Origin of the sequence: Candidatus Binatus sp. (assembly GCF_036567905.1) — a bacterium.
Taxonomy (GTDB): Bacteria; Desulfobacterota; Binatia; order Binatales; family Binataceae; genus Binatus.
In genome coordinates this window covers 86,658-103,144 of record NZ_DATCTO010000035.1, presented here as the reverse complement: position 1 = coordinate 103,144, position 16,487 = coordinate 86,658, and the positions used below count along the sequence as shown (strand labels likewise).

Annotated in this window: 10 protein-coding genes; 6 read left to right on the top strand and 4 right to left on the bottom strand. The window is 62.3% G+C overall.

The genetic code is table 11. The features are described 5' to 3' along the window. The 3 genes from VIO10_RS05390 to VIO10_RS05380 all read left to right on the top strand — a co-directional run bounded on the left by VIO10_RS05390 (position 1) and on the right by VIO10_RS05380 (position 2,872). Positions 1-1,566 carry an amino acid adenylation domain-containing protein gene (locus VIO10_RS05390; RefSeq protein WP_331960498.1) on the top strand — a complete coding sequence of 522 codons (1,566 nt, stop codon included), beginning with the start codon at positions 1-3 and terminating at the stop codon, positions 1,564-1,566. A gap of 5 nt (positions 1,567-1,571) precedes the next feature. Next, positions 1,572-1,820 carry an acyl carrier protein gene (locus tag VIO10_RS05385; protein ID WP_331960495.1) on the top strand — a complete coding sequence of 83 codons (249 nt, stop codon included), beginning with the start codon at positions 1,572-1,574 and terminating at the stop codon, positions 1,818-1,820. A gap of 167 nt (positions 1,821-1,987) precedes the next feature. Continuing rightward, positions 1,988-2,872: a hypothetical protein gene (locus tag VIO10_RS05380; protein ID WP_331960492.1), complete on the top strand. Its 885-nt coding sequence runs from the start codon at positions 1,988-1,990 to the stop codon at positions 2,870-2,872. Between the two features lie 11 nt (positions 2,873-2,883). On the opposite strand, the gene VIO10_RS05375 is transcribed toward VIO10_RS05380, so the two are convergent. The 4 genes from VIO10_RS05375 to VIO10_RS05360 all read right to left on the bottom strand — a co-directional run bounded on the left by VIO10_RS05375 (position 2,884) and on the right by VIO10_RS05360 (position 8,877). Next, complete coding sequence (locus VIO10_RS05375; protein ID WP_331960489.1) at positions 2,884-4,224, bottom strand: FAD-binding oxidoreductase; 1,341 nt, start codon at positions 4,222-4,224, stop codon at positions 2,884-2,886. A gap of 134 nt (positions 4,225-4,358) precedes the next feature. Next, on the bottom strand, positions 4,359-6,752 hold the full coding sequence (locus VIO10_RS05370; protein ID WP_331960486.1) for an AsmA family protein: 2,394 nt from the start codon (positions 6,750-6,752) through the stop codon (positions 4,359-4,361). 30 nt (positions 6,753-6,782) lie between these two features. Next, the gene (locus VIO10_RS05365) at positions 6,783-8,198 is read right to left on the bottom strand and encodes a M20 family metallopeptidase (protein WP_331960483.1); all 1,416 of its coding nucleotides are present in this window, start codon (positions 8,196-8,198) and stop codon (positions 6,783-6,785) included. A 43-nt stretch (positions 8,199-8,241) separates the two neighbouring features. Further along, positions 8,242-8,877 (bottom strand): TetR/AcrR family transcriptional regulator, encoded by a 636-nt coding sequence (locus VIO10_RS05360; RefSeq protein WP_331960480.1) that lies wholly within the window; start codon positions 8,875-8,877, stop codon positions 8,242-8,244. 210 nt (positions 8,878-9,087) lie between these two features. Between VIO10_RS05360 and VIO10_RS05355 the strand changes: the two genes are divergently transcribed. The 3 genes from VIO10_RS05355 to VIO10_RS05345 are packed head-to-tail and all read left to right on the top strand — an operon-like array spanning position 9,088 to position 16,486. After that, positions 9,088-10,263, top strand: coding sequence for an MdtA/MuxA family multidrug efflux RND transporter periplasmic adaptor subunit (locus tag VIO10_RS05355; protein WP_331960477.1), 1,176 nt, complete (start codon positions 9,088-9,090; stop codon positions 10,261-10,263). After that, positions 10,260-13,376 carry a multidrug efflux RND transporter permease subunit gene (locus VIO10_RS05350; protein ID WP_331960474.1) on the top strand — a complete coding sequence of 1,039 codons (3,117 nt, stop codon included), beginning with the start codon at positions 10,260-10,262 and terminating at the stop codon, positions 13,374-13,376. The genes VIO10_RS05355 and VIO10_RS05350 overlap by 4 nt, the downstream gene beginning before the upstream one ends. Beyond that, entirely contained in the window at positions 13,373-16,486 is a 3,114-nt protein-coding gene (locus VIO10_RS05345; protein ID WP_331960472.1) for a multidrug efflux RND transporter permease subunit, read from the top strand. Before VIO10_RS05350 ends, VIO10_RS05345 begins: the two co-directional genes overlap by 4 nt. Position 16,487: the final 1 nt, after the last annotated feature.

The following is a 16,487-nucleotide window of genomic DNA, read 5'->3' as shown; positions in this document are numbered from 1 at the left end:
ATGCCGCCGCTGCCATCTTTTCTCACCGCGACGGCCTCGCGTCACGGCGCGCGGCCAGCGCTGATAATGGACGATCGGGTTCTCACTTATGCCGAACTTGACGCAAGCGCCAACCGGGTTGCGAACTCGTTGATTCGCCACGGCGTCCACGCCGGAGATCGCGTGGCTCTGTGGATGCCAAAGTCGCTCGAGGCGATCATTTCCATCTGGGGCGTTCTCAAGGCTGGGGCAGCCTTCGTGCCGGTTGACCCGGCCGCGCCCGTGGCGCGCCTGGCGACCATCGCGCGTGATTGCGAAATCCGCGCCCTGGTCACCGCGATGGACCGCGCCGACGATCTGCAGCAGGCATTCGGTGCCAGCGCGCCGATGCGCGCGGTTCTCTACGCCGGCGATGGGACCAACCCAACCCCCGCCGCGAAATGGTCCTCCCAGACATGGAACCAAGTCGAGGCCGAGAGTGCACAGCCGCCGCCGGTTCACATCGACGATGCCGCCCTCGCCCTCGTGCAGTATACTTCGGGTTCCGCCGGGACGCCCAAGGGCGCGGCGATTTCGCATCGCGCTCTAATCGCGCAGGCGGAGTGGACGGTGCCTTCCCTTGGGCTTTCGAACGAGGACCGCATCCCCGGCTACACGCCTCTCAGCAGCGCTATGTCGACGTTCGAGATCTTCAGCGGCGTATTCGCGGGCGCGACCGTGTATCCGGTTGCGCTGCGGCTGGCGCCGTTTCCGGCCGCGGTCGCGAAAGGCTGGAGCGATCAGAGAATCACCGTCATCTATGCAGTGGCGAGCGTTTTCCAGATGCTGCTAAGCCGCGGAAATCTCGGCGCGCTCGACTTCTCCGCGCTTCGAATCATCATGATCGGAGGCGAGCGCTTGCCGGCGCAGCGGCTCGGCGAGCTGATGCGGCTTTTGCCCCGCGTTCGTTTTGTCATCACCTACGGCCGCACCGAAGCGAAGCTTCGCTGCTTGCACGAAGTGAAATTTCCACCCGAAGAAATTGACACGCGCACGATCGGCAAGACTGACGCGGATACTCGCCTGCTGGTGCTGGGCGAGGACGAAAAGCCGGTGGCGGACGGCGCGATTGGAGAGCTGTGGATCACCGGACCGGGCCTGATGCTCGGCTACTACGGACTTCCGGAAATGACCGCGGAGGTTACGCGAACCGTCAGGCTCGGCCCGAGCCAGAGCGTGCGCGCGTGCCGCACGGGAGATTTGGTGCGTCGGCACGCGAATGGAACGCTGGAACTGATCGGCCGCGCCGATGAGCAGATCAAAGTACGCGGTTACAGGGTTGAAACCGCAGAGATCGAATCCGCACTCTGCCGTCATCCTGCCGTCCATGCAGCCGTGGTGATTGCCGTCCCCGAGCCGGAGACCGGCAATCGGCTGAAAGCGGTGGTGGTGCTGAAGGTCGGTTCGGACGGCGGCGAGCAAACGCTGCGCAATCATTGCGCCGCGGAGCTGCCGCCCTACATGGTGCCCGAGACCATCGAATTTCGCGCGAGCATTCCCCTGATGAGCAACGGAAAAGTCGATCGCCGCAGTCTGCGCGAGAGCTGACGCCGATGAAGAGCATCGAAAGCGCCATCCGCGAATTTCTGCTCCAGCTTCCCACTGCGCGGAAGATCCGCGAGCTGAAACCCGGCGACTCGCTGTTCCAACGCGGCCTGCTCGATTCGCAGGGAGTCATCAATACGGTGGCATTTTGCGAGGAGACCTTCGGCATCGAGATTCGCGACGAGGAAGTGATTCCGGAGAATTTCGAAAGCGTGCGCGCCCTGTCGCGCCTGATCAAGCGGGCGCAGTCGCGATGAGCCTTGCTCGCTCAGGCTGAATCGCAGATTTGCGAGGCGGCGCCGGTGAGCGCATGCGCCGAAGCTGGCATTCTGACAAATGGATCGGGAAACGCCCTATCACTCGAGGCTTTAGGAGTTTGCCGATCGCCGTGGGACCTGCTTGAATTCGCTTCGAGGATGGCACCATGAATTCAGAAATCGAGCTGCGCGACCATGTGTTCGTCGGCCCGTTGCGCCGATCCGTCAACAACGCCCGCAATGTTTCGGGCAGCATCCATGATGACGCGATGGCGACCAAGCTCGGTTTTCGCGGTGGCACCGTCGCCGGATCGATCCACCTGGAACTGTTTCCGCCGCTCCTGCTGAAAGCGTTCGGCCAGCGCTGGTTTGAACGCGGCACTATCTCGATGTATTTCCTGAATGCGACCACCGACCGCGAAGCGGTCCGCGCGTTCCTCAAAGAGCCGCCCCGCGATGCGGCCGACGCGCAAGTCGATGCCTGGATCGAGCGCGATGACGGCATGCGTGTAGCCGAAGGCACCGCGTCGGTCGGACGCCCCGAGGATCCAACCGCATTGCTGCGCCGTCCGCTCGATCGATTCGACGCGGGCCAGTTACGTATCCTGGGACCGCTTAAAGCCGGCGATCGCTTCGAGGAATGCGACGCATTTCTGACCAAAGATGCGACGGCCGAACGGATGAAAGTCATCACCGACCCGCTGGAATGGTACACCAAGCCCTCGCCGTGGGGTGGTGCAATCGCCACCCCGGCGACGATGGTGCATCTTCTCTACACGCAATCGATCGCGACTCTGCGCGGCAAACTCGGCCAGGCAGTGGGCCTGTTCGGCGCGATCGAACTGCGCAACATCAACGGCCCGGTCCTGGTCGAGCGTCCATACCGCGTGAGCGGGAGTATCGTGGCGCTGGGCCAGAGCCCCAAGACCGAATTCATGTGGTTCGAGAGCGCGCTGAATGAAGCGGCCGGCAAGCGCATCGCCGAGATGAGGATGCTGCTGCGCTTCATGAAAGCGTCGTCGCCGCTGTACAAGGACGCGATCGCAAGCTGATCCGTCGCGGGTCAGGCGCCCATGCGCCGCTCGTAAGCCCAGTCCTCGGTTATCAGGTAGGCCCTGAGGCCAGCGGCGATCGCCATCCGGATCGGTTCGGGCGGCCACGGAATCACTCTTCGGTTAACGAACGGGCACTGCAGTTCGCTCTTGCGCTCCAGCACCAGGTCGCGCAGCACCTGCGCGTTCAGGTGACTCATCGAGACCCCGTGGCCGATACAGCCGAGCGCGTAAACTGCGCGATGGTCGCCCAGATAGCCGACTGCGGGGGTAAGATCGAGCGTGATCGAAAACGGCCCGCCCCATCGATGGGTGATCCGAACGCCGCGCAGCGACGGGAAGAGGAAGGCGATGTGCTCCTCGAGATGGCGCCACGCGGACTCGGAGCGATCGCCTTCGAGGTCGTTGCCCCAGGTCAGTCCAACCGGACCGCCGCCCATCACCAGCCGTTGGTCGGGCGTCAGTCGATAATAGTGGATGAGATTGCGCGCGTCCTCGATTCCCTCGAACCCGCTCCATCCGATCGGCTCGAGTTGCTTGGCGCTCAGCGGCTCGGTTGCGATCATGTAGGTGAAGGCGGGCACTTGCTTGCGCTTGAGTTCGGGAAAGAGGTGCGAGTAGGCGTTGGTCGCGAACACGAGCTTGGCGGCGTTAACTGCCCCGCCCGGAGTTGTGAGTCTGAAATTGGGCCGCGAGGTGATCTCGAGCACCGGAGTCTCTTCGTAAACCGACGCGCCTGCTTCGAGCGCGATCCGCTTGTCCTCGCGCACCAGTTGCGCCGGATTCACCAGCACCAGGCGCGGTTCCCACAGCGCGCCCAGATAGCGCTGCGAGTTAACCCGGCCGCGCACTTCGTCGCGCCCGATCCATTCGATCCCGCTGAAGCCCAGCGACTTCATGAGCTCGACGTCGTGCTGGAGGCGGCGAACGTAGCCCGGCGCCGTAGCCACGCGCAGGAAGCCGGGGCGAATGCGGCTGCATTCGAGCTTTTCATCCAGGATTAGCCGGTCCAGGTGATCAACCGCCTGCTCCATGTAGGCATGCGCTTCTTTCAGGAATTGCTTGCCGTGCACCATCGCGGTCACGCCCAGCCCAAGCCCGACCACTGTCATCGCGAACGAGCCGTTGCGGCCGCTCGCGCCGTAGCCGGCGGTCTTGGCTTCGAGCACCGCGACTTTCAGCGACGGGTCAGCGCGCCTGAGTTCGCGCGCGGTGGCAAGGCCGGTGAAACCACCGCCGACGATCGCCACATCGGCATCGATTTCGCCCTTGAGCGGCGGCTCGGGCGTGTACGGCCCGTAAGTGTCGAGCCAAAGTGAAAGCGGCGAGTCCGGCAGGGACATTGTCGTCATGGCTGGTTTCATCCGGTCTCCTCGCTCCAAACATGCTCGCCTTTCGGCGTGGCTTGCAACCACTGACGACGGTGGATCGTGGGATCGTCGGCACTTTGGGCTTGCTCATCCGCCGGCTCGCGCGAGCAACCCGCTCAAGGCAGGAGTTTCTTGAGAGCGTTAATCGGGTTCGGAATCGACGGAATCGACGATCCAGCCGACGGTCCAGCGCCAACCATCGAGCCCACCGCGTTCACTCCGCCGCGGATTATGTTGCCGGGCGTGTTAATCGCGCCCATCGCCACGCGCTCCGCCAATGCTGGCACGTCCGGTAGCACGCGCACCCCGGGCAGTTTCCCGGTCACGGTTACCGGGATCGCGACCTGCAGTCCGAGCGCGAGCCGGATGTCGGCGTTCATGCTGATGTTCTTGTCCATGTCGAACCAGCCGTCGCCAGTGATCCTGTAATCCGGCGACTGCGCATACAGATCGTGCGTCGTGAACCGTGGCCCCACCTCCTGATAGCTCATGGTTGCCGATTGCAGTTCGGTATCGGGATCGACCAGCAACCCATGATGACTCGACATGAATGCCACGTTCACGAGTTGGCTGACTCCCGGCGCCGCGGCGACTGCGTTGAGCGCGTCTGCCACGATATTGACGCCCACCAGCTTGCCGTTCGCGATTGCTACTCGCCCGCTACCGCGCAACGTCGGCTTGATTCGATTCCAATCCGCGCCGCTGCCCGACGCCGCCACGTTGCCGGTCAGAAAGCCGTGCACCGTGCTGGCCGCATCGATATTTTGTGAGCGCAGCGCTTGTTCGACGTTCAGATTCTTCATCCCCAGCGTGACGTTGAATTTCGGCGCGGCGCCAAAAACTGCATCCGCTTGCGCCGTCAGCGAGCCGCCGAACGCGCCGATGTTGAATGGATGCGCTGACGCACGGCCGTTCAAGTATGCCGCCGTCAGATCGAGATTGCGGTATGGAACATTTTCGAGCGATCCGTCCGTCGATTGGATCGTCGCACTGATTCGCGGCGAAGTCATCTCGCCGTCGGCCGTGCCTTTGACCGCGAGCTGATTGACAACCTCGCCCGGCTGACGACCGGCGAAGGCGAATACCTGCGCGAGCTTCACTGAGTCGGCCTTCAGCGCATAGCTCGCTTTCAGCGGACGGATGGATTCGACCCGTCCCTCGATATTCGCGTGCGCGGAACCGAAGGTGAAACTCGTCGGTTCGACGACTTCGAGCCCATCGGTCAAACGAATCTTGCCGTTCAGATCGCTGATTGCGCCCGGCCACGACGGCCCCAGCTTCACCGCAACCTGTTTCAGGGTCACGGTTCCATCCATCGCCGGCGCGTTGGTGTCCAGTTTCACGGTACCGTGAATTTCGCTCATGCCCGCCACGCCGTACCCGGCCGCTGCATTGATCATCGGGCTCAGATTGGCAAGGTTGAAGCTGTTCGAATCGATTTGCGCACTCAAGGGTTGCGTACCGCCGCCCGAAAACCTGCTCGCCGTCAATTCGAGATCGGACAGCTTCAAGTTCACGCTCGCTATCTCGAGCTGCTCCGCCCAGATGCCGTTGGCATTCACCGTCATCGCGGTCCCAGCCGGCTTGTTGAAAATCGCCGCGTATGCGACCCGGTCCCCGCTCAGATCGGTGCTCAGCGCAATTGCGAGCTTGCCGAATGTTCCGCGGACAGTCCCGCTCACCGATACGGGATCAGGAATCGAGAGCCCCGGCGGTATTTCCGATCCCACGTCAGCGAGGGGGCGGACACTGTCGAGCAGAATCGAATCGAGCTGCACCTTCAGATCGACCGGGATTCCCGATGCGTCCAGTACGCCTCGCTTGAGCAGGGGTCCGAGCTTTCCCGACGCCTCGACGTTTTGCTTTTCGCCCGCAAAGGCGGACTTGGTTTCGACGTCAAAGGCCGATGCGGCGTCGAAATTTCTCACGTCGAAATCCAGATGATGGACGCGGATTGGCGCCATCTTTTCGCCAAGATCGTTGAAATAGATCGCGCCGTCCTCGATGCTCAGCGCCTTGATCGACAAGTCGGCAAGCGACGATCGCTTCTTTGCGCCCCGGCTCCGCGCCGCTTCCGAAGTCTCTCGCCGTGCGTCATCGGGGCTGCTCCCGATCGTGCTCACGTTCAGGTCGCCCTTTGCGTTCATCACGATCCGGATGTCGGGTTCGACGAGGTCGAGTCTGGTGACCTTCGCCGCGCCGCGAAGCAGCGGAATAAATTCAACTTCGATCGAGACTTCGTTGGCGGCGAGAAACGGTTTAGCCGAAAAGGTCGGATCGTCCGCAATCTTGAGCCCGCTTACTTCGACCGACACGCCCCATCCCATTTCTGCCTGTATTTTCCCGACCTCGACCCGACGGCCAAGCTCGTCGCTCACGCGCGCCAGTATTCGCTTCTCGTTGCGGGCGACGATCGAACTCAAATTGAAGAATGCGTAAGCGGTGAGCGCAGCCGCGATCAGCACCACCGCGCCAACCACGATTCCCGAGATGAGTAGTATCCTGCGCAACGCCGCCTCTGTCGCGAATTGACTAGCTAATCAACTAGTACTCCGGGCGAAATGATCGGCGATCACTTTCGCCACGCAGCAAGTCACCTTCTTCGCGGTTGGGATGTGGAGAAACTCGTTGGGCCCGTGGGCATTGGCGTGAGGTCCCAGCACCCCGGTGATCATAAATTGCGCCTGCGGGAACCGCTCGCCCAACATCCCCATGAATGGAATGGTGCCGCCTTCGCCCATGTAGGCAACCGGCTTGCCGAAGTAGTCGTTCGAGGCCGCCTCCAGGCTGCGCTCGAGCCACGGCGATAGTGCTGGCGCATTCCATCCGCTGGCGCCCCAGTTCGCCTTGAAACTCACTTTGCATCCATACGGCGGATCTTTCTCTAAAATGTTTTTGAGCTTTTGCGACGCGACTTTTGGATCTACCGTCGGCGGCAGTCTGAGCGACAAACTCACCGCCGTGCCCGCGCGCAGCACGTTGCCGGCGTTGCCGGTCGGCGGCAGCCCGTCCGCGCCGATGATCGAGAGCGCCGGCCGCCACGCGCGGTTGAGGATGAGCTCCGTCGTATCGTCGCTTACGGGACGCGCGCCCTCGACGAACGGAAGCTTCGTGCGGAAGTCGTCGCCGAGCACCGCGGCCGTGGCGGCCGCCTGCTTCAGGCGCGCATCGGGGATCGACGCGTAAAATTCCCCCCCGAGCACCTTCCCCGTCGCCTCGTCCTCGACCCGGCTCAGCAACTGGCGCACGATGCGGAAGCTGTCGGGCACGACTCCGCCGGCGTCGCCCGAATGCACCCCCTCGGTGAGCACCTCGACTTGGAGTTTCCCGCCGACCAGGCCGCGCAGCGACGTGGTCAACCAAAGTTGATCGTAGTTGCCGCAACCCGAGTCCAGCGCGATGCACAGGCTCGGCTGCCCGATGCGGGGCGCCAGATGCGCGATGTAGTGCGGGAGATCGAAGCTGCCGCTTTCTTCGCAAGCCTCGATGATCACCACGCATCGCGCGTGTCGAATCGAGTTCGCCTGCAGCGCGCCGATCGCACCGATGCATGCGAACATCGCGTACCCGTCATCGGCGCTGCCGCGGCCATACAAACGCTCGCCGTCGAGCACCGGCTGCCACGGGCCCAGCCCTTCGCGCCATCCCGACATCTCGGGCTGCTTGTCCATGTGCCCATAGAGCAGCACGCAATCCTTCGAGTCGCCGGGGATTTCGATGAACAGCAGCGGGGTCCGGCCCTCGAGCCTCACGACTTCCAGCTTGACGGCGCGAATCGGCTGGCGGCGCGCCCAATCCTCGAAGCGCGCGACGACGCGGTCCATGTGACCGTGCGCTTTCCAGTCGCGATCGAACGCAACCGACTTGTTGGGGATACGAATGTACTCGGTCAGTTCGGCGACGATGGATTCATCCCAAAGCCGCTCGACGTGAGTTCGGATCGATGCCTTGTCCATGACGAAAGCCTACGCGAGATGAGTGGCGATTGGCAAAAAAATGTTATCGCGCGGCAACGGCACATCCGTCGAGGAAGATCGACGTGACGATCTCGACCGCGCGCTCGGGGGTCGTGTACTCGCGACCGTAGCGGTTGATCCCGCGCATCATGCCCAGCAGCGATTCGGCCGCGATTCGAGTGTCGATACCCGGCCTCATCGCACCGCGCTTGACGCCCTCGTCGAGAACTCCGCTGATCAATCGCGACAAGTCATTGCGCTGAGCCTGATACTGGCGCTCCTGTGGGGGCCGCAACGCCTTGGGATCGCGCAGCAGGGCGAAGAACTGGCGGCGGCTCCAGAAAAATCTGACGGCATGACGCACGATCGTCGCGATTTGCTCGCGCATCGACGTGCATCCCGCCAGCGCCGAGCGAATTTCGCGCTGCAGTTCGGTGAATCCGTTGATTACCGCGGCCGCGTAGAGCTCCTCTTTCGATTTGAATTGGCGGTAAACGCTGCCCTTGCCGACCCCGGCGTGAGCGGCGACCTCGTCGATCAAGACCAGCTCGAATTCCCTTTCGGCAAAGAGTTCCGCGGCGCTCTGGAGGATTCTCTCGCGGATGAACGGCGTTGACGGCCTGCCGCGGCCGTCTTTGCGGCGAATCGGCGGCGAAACCGGCTGGCGCTTGACGCTCACGATTGGAAACCTGCGATCATTGGATTCGTAGATCGGTAGCCGCCTCCACCGGCCTCATCTGAAATATGGACTGGCGGGTCCAAAATTGCAACAATAGATGCGGCAGCAGTCCTTGCCTGCTTGGAGACGAGTGCGACGGAGAACATGATGGATTCAGACGCCCCTGCGACCGGAAAACCTAACGCCTCGCGATTTATACAGGATGCTGAAGTGCGCAGTTGGCTCGACAAAGCTATTCAACGATGGCGTCTGTGGCTGGTCGTTTTGGCCGTCGCGGTAGTTGGCCTTTACTTTTTTATCGCCCGCAGCCGCTCTGATTCCGCCACCCAGGCGCCTCCAGGCGCAGCACACACCGTTGTTCCGGTCGCAGCGGCGCCGGCGAAGCTCGGCGATTTGAACCAGTACATCTCCGCGATCGGCACGGTGACGGCCTACAACACGGTCACCATCAAAAGCCGGGTGGATGGCGCGCTCGACAAGATAAACTTTACCGAGGGGCAAATAGTAAAGGCCGGCGATCTGCTGGCTGAGATCGATCCGCGTCCGTACCAGGTGCAGCTCGAGCAGGCCGAGGGCACGCTCGCGAAGGATCTGGCGTCGCTCGAAAACGCCAAGGTTCTCCTCGCACGCGACCAGGAACTTTACGATCAAAAGGTCCTCGCGCGTCAGGACCTCGACAACCAGCAAGCGGCGGTCGGACAGTACGCCGGTTCGATCGAGAGCGATAAGGGCGCCGTGGACAACGCCAAGCTTCAGCTGGTTTACAGCCGCATCACTTCGCCGATCACGGGCCGGGTCGGGCTGCGGTTGGTGGACGTAGGCAACATCATTCATGCCACCGACACGACCGGTCTGGCGGTGATCACGCAGCTGCAGCCGATCGCGGTTGATTTCGGTATTCCGGAGGACGATTTGCCAAGCCTCGAGACCGCGATGAAGGCTGACCCCCAGTTGCCGGTCGAGGCTTACGATCGTGACTTCAAGCACAAACTCGCGGCCGGAACGCTACTCACGACCGACAACCAGATCGATCAGTCCACCGGCACGATCAAGCTCAAGGCGTCCTTTCCCAACCAGGATAACGCGCTGTTTCCAAATCAATTCGTCAACGCGAAGCTGCTCGTCAATACTTTGCACAATGCGATTCTGATCCCGGCGGCCGGTCTCCAGCGCAGCCAGCAAGGTTCGTTTGTGTATGTCGTCAAGCCTGACCAAACCGTCGAGATGCGCAGCGTGACCGTGGCCGCAACCCAGGGCGACGTGATCGCCATAGGCAAGGGTCTTGCGTCCGGCGACATGGTCGTCACCGACGGGGTGGACAAGCTGCAGCAAGGATCGCACGTGAATGTGCAGACGGCGGCTATACCGCCCGCGAGTACTCCGTGAGTCTTTCGCGCCCGTTCATACTCCGGCCGGTTGCAACTTCGCTGCTGATGGTCGGGCTGATGCTGGCCGGGCTCGTCGCCTACGGGCAGCTGCCCGTGTCGGCGCTGCCGCAGGTGGACTATCCGACCATCCAGGTTATGACGTTTTACCCGGGCGCGAGTCCGGACGTGATGGCGTCTTCGGTGACGGCGCCGCTCGAGCGGCAATTCGGAGAGGTGCCCGGGCTTACCCAGATGACCTCGAACAGCTCGTTCGGCAGCTCGGTCATCACGCTGCAGTTCGACCTCAACTTGAATATCGACGTTGCCGAGCAGGAGGTACAGGCGGCAATCAACGCGGCCGCGACCTACCTGCCCGCGGATCTCCCGAACCCGCCCGTTTACAGCAAGACCAATCCGGCCGACGCGCCGATTCTCACCCTGGCGCTGACGTCGAAGGAACTGCCGCTCCCGCAAGTCGAAGACCTGGCCGACACGCGTCTGGCCGAGAAGATCTCGCAGCTGCCCGGTGTGGGCTTGGTCAGTATCGGCGGCGGCCAGAAACCGTCGGTCCGCATACAGGCCAATCCGACCTCGCTCGCGTCGTATGGAATTACGCTTGAGGACCTGCGCGCCGCGATCGCGAGCGCCAACGTCAACGAGGCCAAGGGCAACTTCGATGGCAAGCAGCAGGCTTACACGATCGGCGCCAACGACCAGCTGCTGACCGCCAAGGACTACCTGCCGCTGATCGTCGCCTATCATAACGGCGCACCGGTCAAGCTTTCCGATGTCGCCGGCGCGATCGACGACGCGGAGAACGTCAAGGCCGCGGCGTGGATGGACACCACGCCCGCCGTGATCGTCAACGTTCAGCGCCAGCCCGGCGCCAACATCATCGCCGTCGTGGACCGCATCAAGGCCCTGATGCCGCGCTTGCAGGCCTCGCTGCCCTCGTCGGTGAAGGTCGAGATCCTGACCGATCGCACCACCACGATTCGCGCCTCGGTGGCGGACGTGCAGTTCGAGCTGATGCTGACGGTGGCGCTGGTCGTCATGGTCATCTTCCTGTTTCTGCGCAGTCTGTCGGCGACGATCATTCCCAGCATCGCGGTTCCGCTCTCACTGATCGGAACGTTCGGCGTGATGTACCTGCTCGGCTACAGCCTCGACAACCTGTCGCTGATGGCGCTTACGATTTCGACCGGCTTCGTCGTTGACGACGCGATCGTGATGATCGAAAACATCTCGCGCTTCATCGAGGAAGGCGACCCGCCGCTTCAGGCCGCGCTCAAGGGCGCCGAGCAGATCGGCTTCACCATTCTTTCGCTCACCATCTCGCTGATCGCGGTGCTGATTCCGCTGCTGTTCATGGGCGATATCGTCGGCCGCTTGTTTCGTGAGTTCGCGGTCACGCTAGCGGTGACGATCCTGATGTCCGCGGTCGTCTCGTTGACGCTGACGCCGATGATGTGCGCGAAGCTGCTGCGGCATACGCCCGAGCGTGAGCAGACCTGGTTCTATCGCAGGTCGGAAAAGGTATTCAAAGACACCATCGCGCTTTACGGCCGAACGCTCGAGTGGGTTCTTGAACGCGAAACCGCAACGCTGCTGATCGCGATCGGCACCCTGGTCCTGACCATCGTGCTCTACATCGTCGTGCCCAAGGGCTTCTTTCCGGTCGAGGATACCGGGGTTATACAGGGCGTTTCCGAAGCGCCGCAGAATGTATCGTTCGCCGCGATGGTGCGCGGCCAGCAGGCTTTGGCGCGGATCATTTTGCAGGACCCGGCGGTGGAGAGCCTGTCGTCGTTTGTCGGAATTGACGGCACCAACACCACCGTCAACAGCGGACGAATACTGATCAACCTGAAACCACTCGAGCAGCGCCAGGTGGATATCAGCACGGTTATCAACCGCCTGGCGCCGAAGTTGGCGACCGTCGCGGGGATGACGCTGTACTTGCAGCCGGTGCAGGATCTGACGGTCGAAGACCGCGTGAGCCGCACGCAGTATCAGTACAGTCTCGAAGATCCAAGCGCCGGCGAATTGAGTCTCTGGACCGGCAAACTCGTGGATAAGCTCAAGACGCTGCCCGCCCTGCGCAACGTCGCCACCGACCAGCAGAACGGCGGCCAGCAGGAGCATATCGTCATCGATCGGCTGACGGCTTCGCGCCTGGGTATCACCCCAAATCTGATCGACAACACCTTGTACGACGCCTTCGGACAGCGGCAGGTGTCGACGATTTTCACGCAGTTGAATCAGTATCACGTGGTGCTCGAAGTGGCGCCGGAGTTTCAAAACAGTCCGCACGCGCTTGATGATATCTATATTCGCTCAGCCGCGGGCGGTGAGGTGCCGCTGAGCGCCTTCACCCACTTCGAACCGGGGGCGGCCCCGCTCGTCGTCAACCATCAGGGCCAGTTTCCCGCGGTTACAATCTCCTTCGATCTGGCCCCGGACTACTCGCTGGGCGACGCGGTCTCCGCGATCGACCAAGCGCGCCAGGAAATCGGGATGCCGGCAAGTATCGAGGCTTCGTTCCAGGGCACCGCCGCCGCGTTCCGGGCGTCGTTGAAGAACGAGCCGCTGCTAATCCTTGCGGCGCTGGTCACCGTGTACATCGTGCTCGGGGTTCTTTACGAGAGTTACATCCACCCGGTCACGATTCTCTCGACCCTGCCTTCGGCCGGCGTCGGCGCGATCCTCGCTCTGATGATCTGCGGTCAGGATCTAAACGTGATCGCGCTCATCGGCATCATCCTGCTGATAGGTATCGTGAAGAAGAACGCAATCATGATGATCGATTTCGCCCTTGAAGCTCAGCGCAAGGAAGGCAAGCCGCCGCGCGAGGCGATCTTCCAGGCCTGCCTGCTGCGCTTCCGGCCCATCATGATGACCACGATGGCGGCGTTGCTCGGCGCATTGCCGCTCGCGCTGGGAACCGGCACCGGCTCCGAGTTGCGCCGCCCGCTCGGTATCGCAATCGTCGGCGGCTTGCTCGTGAGCCAGGTGCTCACGCTTTACACGACGCCGGTGATTTTCCTGACCTTCGACCGTTTGGCGACGCGAGTGGCGAAGTGGCGGACAAGAGATGTTGTTCCTGAGACCGTCCCGGCTCAAGCGTCATGAGCATTTCCGAACCCTTCATCCGCAGGCCGGTCGCCACCACGCTGCTGACCATTGCGCTCGCGCTCGGGGGTGCGATCGCATTCCGGCTGCTTCCGGTTGCGCCGTTGCCGCAGGTCGAGTTCCCAACGATTCTGGTCACGGCGGCGTTGCCCGGTGCGAGTCCGGAGACGATGGCTTCGTCGGTGGCGACTCCGCTCGAGCGCCAGTTCGGCCGTATCGCGGGTCTGACGGAACTGACTTCGACCAGCTATCTCGGCGCCAGCATCATCGTTTTGCAATTCGACTTGAACCGCAATATCGACGCCGCCGCGCGTGACGTGCAGGCCGCGATCAATGCCGCGGCGGGGCAACTGCCGTCGACTCTGCCGAGCAAGCCGACCTATCGAAAGGTCAACCCCGCCGATGCGCCGATCCTGATTCTCGGGCTGACCTCGGACGCCGTACGCCCGGGAATGATGTACGACGCGGCTGATTCAATCCTTGAGCAGAAACTTTCGCAAATAGACGGCGTCGGCCAGGTGATGGTCGGCGGAAGCGCGCTGCCCGGTGTCCGGGTCGAACTTAATCCAACGCAGATGAGCAACCTCGGCGTCGGTCTCGAGGATGTGCGAACGGTCCTGGCCGCCGCCAATGCGAACCGGCCCAAGGGCGAAGTGGCGGACGCTAACCAAACCTGGGGGCTGAGCACGACCGATCAGCTGCTCAAGGCCGTGGACTACCAGCCGCTGATCGTTCGCTACACCAATGGCGCCGCGGTGCGGCTTTCCGATATCGCATTGGTTCGAGATTCAGTCGAGAACGTCCGCGCCGCAGGGATGCTCGATGGCAAGCCCGTCATCGGCGTTATCATTTTCCGCCAGCCCGGCGCGAACATCATCGATACCGTCGATCGAATTTACGCTGCGTTGCCCCAGTTGCGCGCCTCGATCTCGCCCGCAATCAAGCTCTCCGTAATCTTGGACCGTACCACCACCATCCGCGCCTCGGTGCGCGACGTCGAGTTCACGCTGTGCATTTCTACCGCGCTCGTGATCATGGTGGTGTTCCTGTTCCTGCGCAATCTGCGCGCCACGTTGATTCCGGGAGTGGTCGTTCCGCTTTCATTGGTCGGAACATTCGGCGTGATGTACCTGCTCGGATACAGCCTCGACAACCTCTCGCTGATGGCGCTTACGATCTGCACCGGCTTCGTCGTTGACGACGCAATTGTCGTTATCGAGAACATTTCCCGCTACCGCGAACAGGGGATGGCGCCGTTCGAAGCCGCGATCAAGGGCGCCGCGGGCATCGGCTTCACGGTGATCTCGATCAGCATCTCGCTGGTCGCGGTCTTTATCCCGATTTTGCTGATGTCCGGAATCGTCGGCCGGCTGTTCCGCGAGTTCGCGGTCACCTTGTCGGCCGCGGTTCTCGTTTCATTGGTCATTTCGCTCACCACGACGCCGATGATGAGCGCGCAGTTGCTCAAGCCGCATGGCGAAGAGAAACATGGCCGCTGGTACCAGGCGAGCGAGCGCTTTTTCAAGGGGATGCTGGACCATTACGAAAGCAGCCTGTTGCGGGTTCTGGACCATCAGCCGCTTACCCTGCTGGTCGCGCTCGGGACGCTCGCGCTGAGCATTTTTCTGTTCATGGTCGTGCCCAAGGGATTCTTCCCACAGCAGGATACGGGGCGCCTGATGGGCGCGGTGCAGGCCGACCAGGACACTTCATTCCAGGCGATGCACGATCGGCTTACCGAACTGGTCGCAACCATCGATAAAGACCCGGCCGTGGACAACGCGATCGCATTCACCGGCGGCAGTGGCGCAACCAATACCGCGAACTTGTACATTGGCCTCAAGCCCTTGAGCGAGCGGAGAATCAGCGCCGATCTGGTTATCGGCCGCATCCGCAAGGAGGTCTCCCACGTCCCCGGCGTCAATCTCTATCTGCAGGCCACACAGGATCTGCGCATCGGCGGCAGAGGCAGCAACGCGCAATATCAGTTCACGCTGCAGAGCGACGACCTCAATGAGCTCAACCAATGGGCGCCGAAGGTGCTCAAGAAATTGCGCACCGTTCACATTCTCACCGACGTCAGCAGCGATCAGCAGAATAGCGGCCTCGAGGCCAACGTCGTAGTCGATCGTGACACTGCTTCGCGCCTGGGACTCTCGCAACAGGCGATCGACGATACGCTCTACGACGCGTTCGGGCAGCGGCAAGTCTCCACGATGTACACGCCGCTGAACCAGTACCATGTCGTGATGGAGGTCGCGCCGCAGTTCTGGCAGAACCCCGAGTCGCTTGACCTGATCTACGTGCGCTCCAACACGGGGCAGCTGGTCAAGCTCGGCACCTTCACGCACTTCGCGCCCGAAATGACCGCACTCGCGGTTAACCACCAGGGTCAGTTTCCTTCCGTGACGATCTCGTTCAATCTCGCGCCGGGAGTCGCTCTGGGCGATGCGGTTGACGCGATCACGCGAGCCGAGGCGCAGATTCACCTGCCCGCCGGCATTCGCGGAACATTCCAGGGGACCGCACAGGCGTTCCAGGATTCGCTCAAGAACGAAGGCTTCCTCATCTTCTTCGCACTCTTCGCCGTGTACATCGTGCTCGGCATTCTCTACGAAAGTTACATCCATCCGATCACGATTCTCTCGACGCTGCCCTCGGCCGGCGTCGGCGCGATGCTCGCGCTGCTCCTGTTCCACATCGATCTGAGCGTGATTGCGCTGATCGGAATCATCCTGCTGATAGGTATCGTCAAGAAAAACGCGATCATGATGATCGACTTCGCGCTCGAGGCTCAACGCGGCGAAGGCAAGTCGCCGCACGACGCGATCTACGAAGCGTGCGTGCTGCGTTTTCGCCCGATCATGATGACCACGGCGGCGGCGCTGCTCGGCGGGCTACCGCTCGCGCTGGGCACCGGCACCGGCTCCGAGATGCGCCGCCCGCTTGGCATCGCGATCGTTGGCGGACTGCTGGTGAGCCAGGTGCTGACGCTCTACACGACGCCGGTGATCTATCTGTATATGGATCGGCTCAGCGCTGGATGGTCGAAACTGTGGAGGCGGGCGCTGGGGCGCCCAACAACGGCGCCGGCCGACTCGCGCGCATGAT